Source organism: Lacibacter sediminis, assembly GCF_014168535.1.
Taxonomy (GTDB): domain Bacteria; phylum Bacteroidota; class Bacteroidia; order Chitinophagales; family Chitinophagaceae; genus Lacibacter; species Lacibacter sediminis.
Genome location: NZ_CP060007.1, coordinates 4,008,134 through 4,021,035 on the forward strand (window position 1 = coordinate 4,008,134; position 12,902 = coordinate 4,021,035).

The 12,902-nt window shown below is 40.7% G+C and carries 8 protein-coding genes; 3 read left to right on the forward strand and 5 right to left on the reverse strand.

The window, feature by feature from the left end:
- Window positions 1-187 precede the first annotated feature (187 nt).
- On the reverse strand, window positions 188-2,932 hold the full coding sequence (locus tag H4075_RS17015; protein ID WP_182802025.1) for a PAS domain S-box protein: 2,745 nt from the start codon (window positions 2,930-2,932) through the stop codon (window positions 188-190).
- Window positions 2,933-3,453: 521 nt separating this feature from the next.
- Between H4075_RS17015 and H4075_RS17020 the strand changes: the two genes are divergently transcribed.
- On the forward strand, window positions 3,454-5,364 hold the full coding sequence (locus tag H4075_RS17020) for an alpha-L-fucosidase (protein ID WP_182802026.1): 1,911 nt from the start codon (window positions 3,454-3,456) through the stop codon (window positions 5,362-5,364).
- A 129-nt stretch (window positions 5,365-5,493) separates the two neighbouring features.
- Window positions 5,494-6,108 carry a low molecular weight phosphatase family protein gene (locus H4075_RS17025; RefSeq protein ID WP_182802027.1) on the forward strand — a complete coding sequence of 205 codons (615 nt, stop codon included), beginning with the start codon at window positions 5,494-5,496 and terminating at the stop codon, window positions 6,106-6,108.
- A 78-nt stretch (window positions 6,109-6,186) separates the two neighbouring features.
- Here the strand turns inward: H4075_RS17025 and H4075_RS17030 are convergent, their stop codons facing one another.
- The 4 genes from H4075_RS17030 to H4075_RS17045 all read right to left on the reverse strand — a co-directional run bounded on the left by H4075_RS17030 (window position 6,187) and on the right by H4075_RS17045 (window position 11,623).
- Window positions 6,187-6,897 (reverse strand): MIP/aquaporin family protein, encoded by a 711-nt coding sequence (locus tag H4075_RS17030; RefSeq protein WP_182802028.1) that lies wholly within the window; start codon window positions 6,895-6,897, stop codon window positions 6,187-6,189.
- A 122-nt stretch (window positions 6,898-7,019) separates the two neighbouring features.
- Window positions 7,020-8,570 carry a glycerol-3-phosphate dehydrogenase/oxidase gene (locus H4075_RS17035; RefSeq protein ID WP_182802029.1) on the reverse strand — a complete coding sequence of 517 codons (1,551 nt, stop codon included), beginning with the start codon at window positions 8,568-8,570 and terminating at the stop codon, window positions 7,020-7,022.
- A gap of 125 nt (window positions 8,571-8,695) precedes the next feature.
- Complete coding sequence (glpK, locus tag H4075_RS17040; RefSeq protein WP_182802030.1) at window positions 8,696-10,180, reverse strand: glycerol kinase GlpK; 1,485 nt, start codon at window positions 10,178-10,180, stop codon at window positions 8,696-8,698.
- A 36-nt stretch (window positions 10,181-10,216) separates the two neighbouring features.
- The gene (locus H4075_RS17045; RefSeq protein ID WP_182802031.1) at window positions 10,217-11,623 is read right to left on the reverse strand and encodes a hypothetical protein; all 1,407 of its coding nucleotides are present in this window, start codon (window positions 11,621-11,623) and stop codon (window positions 10,217-10,219) included.
- Window positions 11,624-11,739: 116 nt separating this feature from the next.
- On the opposite strand from H4075_RS17045, the gene H4075_RS17050 reads away from it, so the two are divergent.
- The gene (locus H4075_RS17050; protein ID WP_182802032.1) at window positions 11,740-12,900 is read left to right on the forward strand and encodes a hypothetical protein; all 1,161 of its coding nucleotides are present in this window, start codon (window positions 11,740-11,742) and stop codon (window positions 12,898-12,900) included.
- The last annotated feature ends 2 nt before the right edge of the window (window positions 12,901-12,902 follow it).

Below are 12,902 nucleotides of genomic sequence, written 5' to 3' on the forward strand. Positions count from 1 at the left end.
TGAAGCAACGAAATTACCCGACCCTTCATGGGCGGTGAATGACGCTTATCAGTAAAAAAACTAATTGCGGTGAGGAAAACAGGAAAAGTATTGGGTGTTGGTCAGCAGTTGCGTTCTATGGCATCAACTGTTGCCACGCTCGGTTCATGGTTCCGGTTTCATAGCAGCAATTATAGCCGAATGATATTTAGCGAAGAACCGTTGCTTTTGGAATGTGAATATTTATTTCACAACCTTTATCGGGGAACGAAACAACTTCAACCTTACCATTCAGCAACTGAACTCTTCGTCTGATATTCGCTAAGCCAATCCCTTCTTTCTTTGAATTGACATCAAATCCAATTCCATTATCTTTCACCTGCAAATAAATATGATCATTAACAGACCGGATATTGATTTCCACCAAAGACGCCTTTGCGTGTTTCACGATGTTCGAGAGCTGCTCTTGTAAAATTCTGTAAAAAGTAAGTTGGGTACTATTATCAAGGGGCTCTTCGAATTCGTTAATCTGAATTGAAACAGATACAAGTTCTTTAAGTTTTAAACTCCCGATAAGCCATTCTATTTTGTCATTCAGCTTTGTATCTTCTTCAACCAAAGGAGCCAATTGGTGTGAAAGTCTCCTCACTTCAGTAATGGCTTGCGCATTAAATTTTTTCAACTCAACCAGAATATTTGAAACAGCTGCCTTATCATTGAGTTTGTTTTGTACCATATCCAGATACAGGCCCGACCCTGCTAAAATTTGTTTCACGTTGTCGTGTAACTCCATGCCTATCTGAAGCCGTTCATTTTCCTGTGCATCTAATACTGCTTTGCTGATTCTTCGTTCTTCCTCTATGCGATCAGTAATATCAACAAGTGTACCTATAACGGCTGGTTCATGATCATACGTTATCAATGAGGCAATTACTTCAATATGGAGTAATACTCCATCATTTCGTATTGCCCTGAAAATGTATTGCTCTTTGGGTTTTTGTTTCTTTATTCGCTTACGGTACGTGTCTCGTACTATCTCCACATCATCCTCATGTACCAAATCCTCAAAAGATATCCGATTAACTAATTTATCTTTTGAGTAACCAAATATTTTTTCAAATCCCGGATTTACATAAATAAGTCTCCCTTCTCGAATAATGAATATACCAACCAGACTTTGCTCAACGATACTTCTGAACTTTTCTTCATTTTCACGTAATAGAGCCTCTGCTTGCTTTCTATCATTAATCGATTCTGTAAGTAGTCTCACTCCAATCAGCTCACCTCTTAGATCGTATACTGGTGAGGTTTTTGCCTGAAACCAGAAATACTGATCATTTACACCTTTTGCCCTAAATTCCTCCGATCGATCAATTCCTTTTAATGAATCATAAAACATTGGATAAAAATTATAGGAAATATCTTGAAAAAGATAATCTCGAAAATCTGCACCGATATGCAATTCCATTCCACGGGTTATTTCTATTCGTTCTTTTGCAGTGGTATTGAATTGAAGTATTTTATAATCAGGGGCAATTAGATAAATAGACTCCTTTGTATTTTCGATAATTGCTTTGAACATTGCTGCCTGCTCTTTGATCAAATGTTCAGCGTTCTTCTGTTTTGTAATATCGTAGCTAATAGAAAGATACTGGTAAACCTTCCCGTTTTTATCTACAAAGGGAACAATAGAACTATCAACCCAATACAAAGTACCGTCCTTTGCTTTATTGCAAAATTCTCCTCTGAACGGGGTGCCGTTTTGCATTGCAAGTCTAATCTCATCAAAATATTCGACAGGGTGGAAATTTGACCAGATGATACTATGATGCTTGCCTGACAACTCTTCCCTTTTATACTTACTGGCTTTACAAAAGTTTTCATTTACAAATTGGAATAAGCCGTTAACATCTGAAATACTCACGATTGAAGCAACATCTAATGCATATTTATAGTCTTTCAGTTCAACAGTACGTTCCCTCCGATCCAAATCAATTTTCAGCATTTCTGCGAGCATATTGATCAAGTCACGCTCCTCTTTTAAAAATGGCCCTTCATCAAATTCGGGCATTGGTTTAAGGTACACCACTTCAATAAAAGCTTTAGTTCCCAAAGCTGATTTCACTTCAACCTGCTGACTGTATTCGGATGTTACATAATTCTTCGTTGCAAATTCTGTATCAGCAATACGTACACGAGCCGCTGTTATATCAGGATATTGCCAGCCAAGCGGGAGTGCTTGAGCTATTTCGCCGACTATTTGTTGATAGCTAGCGTCTTCATTTTGTAAAATTTGATTTACTGAGTAGAGTGTTTTTAATTCTTTTAATCTTTCCTGAAGGCTATGAAGAGTTGTATCTTTTATCTTTTCTGCATCTTCTCTTTTTACGATTTCACGCTGCATGGCAAGAAGCCCGGAGCGCAGATGGTTTGTAGCATAATATTGTAAAGCGAGAACAGTTCCGAAGGGAATGATAGCAGTTATCCAACGGGTTACAGGGGTATGCATTACGGATGGTATTGGTAATTGCCCGGTTAACTCCAGGTACACCAAACCAAAGTCAGTGAAAATTGTTAAGATCCCGATTGCCATTCCACCCCGCCAGCCGAGTAAAAATCCTGCAGTTAGTATTACACTTATTTGTGACAGAATGCCCGGCGCTATGATGCCTCCGGCGGAATAACATGGAATTGTGTTAAACAACCACAGCATAATGGTGAAAGACCAGCTTGCCAATTTGGTGTATCCAAAACGGTTTAGGGCAAGATTAAACAGACAAATGAAGATTGCAACAATTAGTAAAGTCAGCCATCTTTGCCAAATCTCAGGAAAGAAATAAAAGCCCACCGAAACAATTAACCCGGTTACTACAGACCATATAATGGCCAACACATATACCATGTACTCTTGGTAGTTTTTTTCCTTGTCGGGAACAGAGAAGAAGTTTCGCATACTCAGTGGTTGGGTTGCTGTTTGGGCATTTCGCTAAACAGAGATGTTGGAAGTTAAGACAAACTTCATCCAATTAAAATACAATCATTTGGATGTTTAGCTACTTTGTTTAATTTTTTAAACCAGCCACACATGGAATTTTTCACAAAATTAAAAAAGTACGACAACTGCTGTGTGAAGCCGTGTTTCGTGTCCTCAGGAACCATATTTGTTATTTTCAATAATAGCACGCCTCTGCTCTTTCGGCTAGTGACGACAGGACACGAAACTTAGGAGCTCTTTCACGTTCAAACTTGAGGTCGCAAATTGCGACCTCAAGTTTGTGTTTGTCTGGCCATGTATTCCGCAGAATCACTTACTATAAAAAGGAGTTAGGTATGTCCTACTTTGTTTAACATACTGAATTTTGCCTTGCTGTTATGAGAATGCAATACCTACTGCTTAGCGATTGGATAAATGATGATAACATCTGTTCTTCAAAAAATCATTAATTTACCTATCTCTCTTTCAAAAACATACGAATGCTGTTTACTTTAAAAAAAATATCCGGTGCTTCTTTTCTGCTGTTTGTACTTACAACTTTTGCACATGCTCAACCCGCCCCGGCTCCTTATGGGGCGCTGCCGTCAGCACGTCAACTCACTTTGCACGAAATGGAAATGTATGCACTCATTCATTTCACGCCCACAACGTATGAAAATAAAGAATGGGGCTTTGGCGATGCAAACCCTTTGATTTTTAACCCCACAAAATTTGATGCCAACCAGATTGCAGCAGCTATTAAAGCCGGCGGCTTCAAAGGTTTTACAGTTGTGGCAAAACACCACGATGGATTTTGTTTGTGGCCTACAAAAACAACTGCATATAATATCAGCAAAAGCCCTTTCAGAAACGGGAAAGGCGATATGGTAAAAGAATTTGCAGATGCCGCCAGAAAGAATGGATTGCAACTCGGCATTTATTGCTCACCATGGGACAGAAACAATACCAATTACGGTTCGCCCGAATATGTGACAAATGTTTATTATCCGCAATTAAAAGAATTGTACAGCCGCTATGGAAAATTGTTCACGGTGTTTTATGATGGTGCAAACGGTGGTGATGGTTATTATGGCGGAACAAGAGAAAAAAGAAAAATTGACGCAGTTACTTATTACAACTTTGATAAAATATGGGAGATGGTAAGAAGCATGCAGCCGACAGCAAATATTTTCAGTGATGTTGGCCCTGATGTAAGATGGGTAGGTAATGAAAGAGGAATGGCTGCCGAAACAAGCTGGGCAACACTCACACCAACTCCACCGGATAACAGTTCGTTGCCTGCAGCACCCGGTTTTGCCGACAGTAAAATATTAACCACCGGCACACGTAATGGAAAATACTGGATACCTGCTGAGTGTGATGTACCCATGCGGCCGGGCTGGTTTTATCATCCTGAAGATGAAGAAAAAGTAAAAACAGCAAAGCAGCTACTCGATATTTATTATACAAGTGTTGGCCGTGGCGGCGTAATGGATCTTGGCGTGTCACCCACAACCGATGGACTGTTGAGCAATGGTGATGTAAAAAAACTAAATGAGTTTGGCGCACTCTTAAAACAAACATTTGCTGTTAACCTTGCAAAAGGTGCCATTGTAAAAGCATCGAACACAAGAGCAGGCAGTACAAAATTTTCTGCGCAATTATTAACTGACAATGACCGCTATAGTTATTGGGCTACAGACGATTCGGTAACTACACCCGATGTTGTTATTACTTTAAGTAAAACAACAAGGTTTAATGTTATACGTCTGCGGGAAAATATTAAACTCGGTCAACGCATTGAAGAAGTAGCTATTGATATGTGGGAGCAAAACAAATGGGTGCAAATTGCAACGGCAACCAGCGTCGGGGCAAACAGGCTTATTCGTTTACCACAATATGTGCGTGCACAAAAACTACGGCTGCGTATTGAAAAATCGCCTGTATGTATTGCCCTCAGCGACTTTGGTCTTTTTGCAGAACCGGAATCATTGTTGCAGGCAACGAACACAACAACCAAAAAAGAAATTTCAAAAACAGCCTGGAAAGTAGCTGAAGGATTTGAACAGGCAATTGATAACAACCCTGCCAGCATTTATACATCAGCAGAAGGAATGCCACAATCGATCATCATCGATATGTTTACAGACCAAAGTTTCAGCTCATTCATTTATCAACCACGTACGGATGGTAAAAAAGAAGGCATTGCAGACCAATACAGTTTTTACATAAGCAAAGATGGCAAACTATGGGAGCTGGCAGTTGCAGGTGAATTTTCTAATATAGTAAACAACCCTATTGAGCAGTCAGTACCTGTTGGAAAAACATTAAAAGCGAGATTTATAAAGTTTGAAGCAAAACGGGTTGTTGAAGGAAATCGTTTAACCATTGCAGAAGTGGGTGTGCGATAAGTACTAAGGATTACTGCATATAACAAGTTTGATTTTTTTCCGGCGCAATTGCTTTAGATGAAATTAATTTATGAGTTCCTGCCGGCATCGTAATATTGTGATCAATTAACTACACTCAAATCAAGTTACATGTTTCAGGCTATTCAGGACCGTTGCGGGGCACTTGCAAAAAACTTCAGGGAAATTCCAACAGAACGGAAAGAGTTGCTGCAGATAATTGCAGATTATATTATTAACAAGCGGAATGCAAACGAAGCCATCAACCTGGTCTATGTATGTACGCACAATTCACGCCGTAGTCATTTGGGCCAGGTGTGGGCTGCCGTAGCAGCAGCGTATTATGGTATTGCTAATGTTTCTACATTTTCAGGTGGCACAGAAGCAACTGCGTTTAACCCCAATGCCATCCAGGCATTAACTGCTGCAGGTTTCGATGTCAGGAAAACAAACGAGAGTAACAATCCTGTGTATGAAGTTTATTTTTCTGAAAAAGAATTTACCACCTGTTTTTCGAAAGTATACAACCACGAAGTAAACCCCGAACAAAATTTTGCAGCGATCATGACCTGTTCGGATGCAGAAGATAATTGTCCATTCATTCCCGGTTGTGATCTGCGTATCGGCACTACCTACAACGATCCAAAAGCATTTGATACGACTATTCTGCAGAATGAAAAATATACCGAACGCAGTAACCAGATAGCAATGGAATGCTTATATGTTTTTTCAAAAGTAGTTGAATAAAAGAATAGCCGTTGACTTATCATCAGACTGCTTCGTTCCTCGCAGTGACGTTCTCTTTTGTTGATGATTACTTTAAGTTTATGCCTGTAGTAATTGGAATACAAATGCAGCAATTACAGCACCAATGATTGGGCCTACAACAGGAATCCAGCTATAATTCCAATTACTGTTGCCTTTGTTTTTAATAGGCAATAAAAAATGCATGATGCGTGGACCAAGATCTCTTGATGGATTAATGGCATAACCGGTTGGTCCGCCTAAACTTACTCCAATACCTAACACAAGTAATGCAACAGGTAGTGCATCCAATGCACCTAAACTGTTTTGCGGTGCTGCAATAAATAACACACCAAGCATCAGCGCAAACGTACCGATGGCTTCTGTTATTAAATTATAAAGCACATTGGGTATTGCAGGTGAATTACAGAACACGGCGAGTTTTGCATCAGCATCTTCGGTTGCATCAAAATGTTGTTTGTAAGCCAGCCACATTAAACCGGAACCTGTCATGGCTCCCAAAAACTGTGCAGCGATATAGGAAGGAACAGAACCCCAATCAAATTTTCCGATACTTGCCAACGCAATGGTGATTGCAGGATTTAAATGTGCACCACTAACTGTTGCACTGCTGTAAACACCAACGAACACAGCTACCGCCCAGCCGAATGCAATTACAATTAATCCGCTGTTGTTGCCTTTGGTTTTTGTTAATAGTACATTAGCAACAACGCTGTTGCCTAACAACAGCAATAACATTGAACCGATATATTCAGCAAGAAAAGGAGTCATATGGCAGATTTGCGATTTTAGATTTATGATTTCGGATATATTCTGCTATGAAAATGTTACTGTATAATCCGTCAGACGGTGGCGTTCTTCTTACTTCGTACCTCGTACTTCTAACTTCGTACTTAACTCAACACATATCCTTTCGCCACCTCATTAAACGCTGAGATTTGTTGTTGCTTCCACGCTTCATCCTTGTTCAACTCCTTCATCATAATATCAGCAACAAGCGGTGCTGCATCGATCGCTGCTTTCGCATCAAGGATCAATGCTCTTGTTCTTCTCGATAATACATCTTCCAACGTCATGGCCATTTCATGACCCACTGCCCAAAAAACCTCTGCAACCGTGTAAGGAAGATTGGGATGAATCAATTGCGAATAACCCTGGTGTTGCAGATAGCGAATGGCTGCTGCATCACTTCCATAGTAATGAAGCGGATCATCAAAATCCACTTTCTTCATCCAGCCATGCAGCTTCATGGTTTCTGTTTGGCATCGGGTGTATGCAAGGCCACCTTCGTAGTGAGCTTTTAAAATTACTTCCTGCGCCATCTTACGATACGTGGTCCATTTGCCACCGCTGATATTGATCATGCCGCCTTTCGATACCCAAATAGTATGATCACGGGGAAGCACAGCCGTTTTCTTTTGTCCGGGCACTTTCACCAAGGGACGCAAACCGGCAAACACACTTTTAACATCGCTGCGTTTTAATCCTGTATGCACATAACGGTTAAAGTGATTGATCACAAACTCCACTTCATCTTCCAAGGGCAATGGTTCAATAACTGCTGTTTCGACACTTGTATCGGTTGTACCAATAATTACCTTATCATGAAACGGAACGGCAAATAATACACGACCATCATCTGTACGTGGAATAAACAATGCCTGATCGCCGGGGAAAAATGTTTTATCCACGACAATATGGATTCCCTGCGAAGGTGATACCGTTCTTGTCAAGCCATCATCATCCATCTTCAACACATCATCCACAAACACACCTGTTGCGTTGATCACAACAGTTCCTCTCGCTTCATATGTTTCGTCTGTTAAAGAATCATGAATGTGAACGCCAGTTACTTTCCCCTGTTCATGAATGAGATTGGTTACTTTGCAGTAATTCAAAACGGTTGCACTTACATCGGCCGCTGTTAACGCTAACGATACACACAAACGTGCATCATCAAACTGTCCGTCGTAATAAGCCACACCGCCACTTAGTTTTTTTCCGTCTAGCCCCTTGATGTATTCCTGTGTTTTTTTGATCGATAAAATTTCACTCGGGCCAAGACTTAATTTTGCTGAAAGGAAATTGTACACTTTCAAACCCAATCCATAATATAATTTTTCCCACCAACGATAAGCAGGTAATACCAGTTTTAACCGATGAGCAATGTGTGGCGCATTCTTCAGCAATAATCCACGTTCACGGAGAGCATCACGCACCAAACGGAAATTTCCTTGTTGTAGATACCGAACGCCACCATGAATCAATTTAGTTGAACGACTGGATGTTCCTTTTCCAAAATCGTGTTGCTCCAGTAAAAGTGTTTTGTATCCACGTGCTGCAGCATCCACTGCTGCACCCAAGCCAGTTGCACCACCACCAATAATGATAATGTCCCAGTGGTTGGTGGTTTTTAATTGTTGTATTTGTTGTGAACGATTCAAATAGTTAAGTTAAAAGTCAAAAGTGAAAGCCCTAAAGTTAATGCATGTAATTAAAATGAACCTTGTTTATGCCGATTGGTCTGCGATCACACTTTTTGCTTTTGACTCTTGGGTTTTTATTTTGCTCAATAACTCTGCGCTGCTTTCACGGCTTTCTTCCAGCCATTCATCAGGGTTTCCCGTTTTTCTTCGTCCATGCTGCTCTCAAATTTTCGATCGACCTGCCACTGTTCCTGTATTTCATCAATACTGTTCCAGTAACCTGTGGCCAGTCCGGCAAGATAAGCTGCACCCAACGCCGTTGTCTCCGTAATACGGGGACGCACAACCGCCGTATTCAACAGATCACTTTGGAACTGCATCAATAAATTATTGACAGTGGCACCACCATCAACTCTCAATTCTTTTATTTCAATACCCGAATCGGCCTCCATCGCTTTCAACACATCCACTGTTTGATAAGCAATACTGTCCAACGCTGCTTTCGCAAAATGGGCGGCTGTTGTTCCCCTTGTAATACCTACAATGGTTCCTCTTGCATGTTGATTCCAATAAGGAGCACCCAGACCTGTAAAGGCCGGCACCATATACACACCATCACTGTCGGTTACTTTTGCTGCGAGCTTTTCAATATCGGTTGATGAACGGATAATGCCCAATCCATCACGCAGCCATTGCACCACTGCGCCTGCAATAAATACGCTTCCCTCCAAAGCATATTCGGTTTTGCCATTGATTTTCCAGGCAACTGTTGTCAACAGATTATTTTTTGAGATAACTGCTTTCTCTCCTGTATTCATCAGCATAAAACAACCGGTACCATACGTATTCTTCACCATACCGGAGTGCGTACACAACTGGCCAAACAATGCACTCTGCTGATCGCCTGCAATCCCTGCAATGGGGATATTGGTAGCCGTTAGTATATTTTGTGTGGTACCGAATACTTCACTGCTGCTGCGTATTTGCGGCAACATGTTACCAGGTATGTTGAAGATCTTCTCTAACTCACCATCCCATTGCAGCGTTTGTAAATTCATGAGCATGGTGCGACTTGCATTGCTTACATCCGTGGCATGCACCTGCCCTTTCGTAAGTTTCCACAACAACCACGTGTCAATCGTTCCAAAACAGAGTTCGCCTTTTTCTGCTTTTGTTCTAGCGCCATCCACATTGTCTAATATCCATTTCACTTTTGATGCGCTGAAGTATGCATCTACGACCAATCCTGTTCGTTGTTGAATGAGGATGTGCAGATTTTTTCGTTTCAGTTCATCACAAAAATCAGCTGTGCGTCTGTCTTGCCATACGATTGCATTGTAAACAGGTTTACCTGTATTGCGATCCCACACCACGGTTGTTTCCCGTTGATTGGTAATACCAATGGCATGGATATTTTCTGTATTTAATCCTGCTTTTGTAATTGCTTCTGCAGCTACACCCAATTGTGTACTCCAGATCTCTTCAGGATCATGTTCCACCCAACCGGGTTGCGGAAAGATCTGTTTGAATTCTTTTTGTGCAACCGATACAATGCTTCCATCATGATCAAACACAATGGCACGGCTGCTGGTTGTTCCCTGGTCTAAGGCAAGAATGTATTTCGTCATGAAAACAAGTTACACAAAAACCTGTTGCAAGAATCATTAGAAAATAATGTGGGAAAAACCGAAATTGAAATTGCCTGTTACAATATTTTTATTATAAGCAGGCATTGAGATTATATTATCTCTAAACTCTGTGTAGTAGTAATTAATATCTGCGTCAAGGAATAGTCTTGTACGGAAATTAATAAAGTAGCCAGCCGATAATCGCAAACCCGGAACAAGCGAAAAATATGAATGTCGGCCTATTCCCATATTTTGTTGCCCATAAACAGCATCAAAGCTCAGGCCTCCATTTACAATCGTCCGGTTTGTTGGAAAATAGCCAACCCCATAAAACGAGTTGAACGATAACTGCGGGTATGTTTCAAATTGTTCAAACTCAACCGGACCGGAAATCGATTCACTTTTTCTGGTATCTCTCCTAAAAGTTTGTCTGAAACGAATTGACGCAGAAGCAACCCGCTGCCACTGCAGTGTTATTGGCTTTTGGTACTCAATTCCTATTTCCGGTTCATAAAAATATTCGATCTGCTTCGTATCATCCTTGTAAGGAAATGAAGTTGAGTCTGTCATTCTCACTCCGGCAACATTGAAACTAATCCCGGGCTTTAGTTGTGCATAGATTCTTGTACCACTTAACCTTCCGGGATTGAATGCAAGCAACCAGTTATCATTCACTGTTGTAAAGTAGGCAATCGACGGGGTCTTTACCAACTGTTTGCTTTGTAAAAACGAATCGATGCGTGTCAATTCATAAATCAGACGTTTACGATCATCAAATACACGACGGTTGTTAATGTCAGTGATCAGCACAGCCAGTTCGTATTGCGTTGCAGCATCCGGCACACGATCAAGCAGCCCCATTTTCTGCAGGTCGTTTATAATGAACTTTGCCATCTGAGCATCCTGCACATTTTCCAACCGACCTTTTCCTGCGCCAAGTATCAGCATATTCGAAATACCGTTACTTTTTATTTTACTATCTCTGAATGGTGATCTATAATTTTGCGAGTTGCTTACAACTCCTAGCTCATTCCCCACCTCAAAAAACAAATTTCTGCTATTAAAAAAACGATCCACCCTGCTCCAATCTGCATCAAGTATTATTTGTCGGTTACGTTCTGTAACCACGCCACCAGTGTCGTTTTTAACAAAATTGAATACCGGGTTAAAACTAATTGTGGAAATGTGTTGACGCTTATCGGTACTGATTATCCGGTAATAATTGATGACGGAATTGGAGTTAAATTGGTTTCCCTTAACATCGGTTCGAGTACCCCCTTTCCCATCATATAAACTTCCGGATGCGTTGAAATTTAGCAGTAATGCTTTAAACCCAGGTGTGCGGTATTTGTAATCCTTTAATTGAAAACTGCTGTCTTGACTTAGAGAAACAAAAGGGAGTATAAGTAAGCAAATTGTAACGAGAAGTATAAGTTGCTTCATAAGTAGTAGGTTTAGTAGCTCAAAAATAGATTTATGCATGTACTACGCCACTAAATAAGTCATAAATAAAACAAAATATCCTGTTAAGAAAGTTCAGCTAAATTTGGTGCTCTATTATGCAAACAATTGAAGTCACTGACAGGCGCTCAGCAAAAGAATTTTTACAGGTTGCAGTGGAATTATATAAACATGATGCCAACTGGATCCGTCCGTTGGATAAGGATATTGAACAGGTATTTGATGAAAAGAAGAACAAAGCCTTTCGGCATGGTGAAGTGATCCGCTGGGTGTTAAAAAATGATGTTGGAAAATTGATTGGACGCATAGCTGCTTTCGTCAATAAAAAATACAAATCGAAAGGCGATGATGTGCCGGTTGGCGGTGTTGGATTTTTTGAATGCATCAATGATCAGTCTGCAGCCAATTATTTATTTGATACAGCGAAGCAATGGCTGCAAAGCAATGGCATGGAAGCAATGGACGGGCCTATCAACTTTGGCGAACGTGACCGTTGGTGGGGTTTGCAGGTGGAAGGATTTCAACAGCCCTTGTATTGCATGAACTATAATCTTCCTTACTATCAACAGTTGTTTGAGCATTATGGTTTTCAGTTATTTTTCAATCAATATTGTTATTCGCTCAAAGTGAAGGATAAGTTGAGTGAAAAATTTTATGAGCGTCATGATCGCTTAGCGAGAGATCCCAACTACAAATCTGTTCACATCAAAGTAAGTCAACTCGAAAAATTTGCAAAAGATTTTTGCATAGTCTACAACAAAGCATGGGCGGGTCATTCCGGGTTAAAGCAGATGGAAGAAAAAACTGCAATGGCGATGTTCAATGCCATGAAGCCGGTGATGGATGAACGCATCAGTTGGTTTACCTATTACAAAGATGAACCGGTTGCGATCTGGCTCAACCTGCCCGATCTTAATCAATGGTTCATGGAACTACATGGGCGATTTGATCTCTGGAGCAAACTCAAATTTCTTTGGGTAAAAGCTACGAAGCGAAATAAAAAATTCACCGGTATCATCTTTGGTATTGTACCCGAACATCAGCACAAAGGTGTAGATGCATTTATGATCATTGAAGCTGCCAAAGTGATACAGGCTCCCATGTTATACGACGATTATGAAATGCAATGGATCGGCGATTTCAATCCCCGCATGATGAACGTGGCTGCAAGCCTTGGCACCCATATCAGCCGTCGATTGATTACCTATCGCTTTTTGTTTGACAGGGGAAAAGAGTTTAAACGACATCCGGTGTTGTAAAA

Excerpts from the sequence above, each read along its gene's own strand:
- H4075_RS17015 (WP_182802025.1), bottom strand. The coding sequence starts at position 2,932 with ATGCGAAACTTCTTCTCTGTTCCCGACAAGGAAAAAAACTACCAAGAG.
- H4075_RS17020 (WP_182802026.1), top strand. The coding sequence starts at position 3,454 with ATGCTGTTTACTTTAAAAAAAATATCCGGTGCTTCTTTTCTGCTGTTT.
- H4075_RS17025 (WP_182802027.1), top strand. The coding sequence starts at position 5,494 with ATGTTTCAGGCTATTCAGGACCGTTGCGGGGCACTTGCAAAAAACTTC.
- H4075_RS17030 (WP_182802028.1), bottom strand. The coding sequence starts at position 6,897 with ATGACTCCTTTTCTTGCTGAATATATCGGTTCAATGTTATTGCTGTTG.
- glpK (WP_182802030.1), bottom strand. The coding sequence starts at position 10,180 with ATGACGAAATACATTCTTGCCTTAGACCAGGGAACAACCAGCAGCCGT.
- H4075_RS17045 (WP_182802031.1), bottom strand. The coding sequence starts at position 11,623 with ATGAAGCAACTTATACTTCTCGTTACAATTTGCTTACTTATACTCCCT.
- H4075_RS17050 (WP_182802032.1), top strand. The coding sequence starts at position 11,740 with ATGCAAACAATTGAAGTCACTGACAGGCGCTCAGCAAAAGAATTTTTA.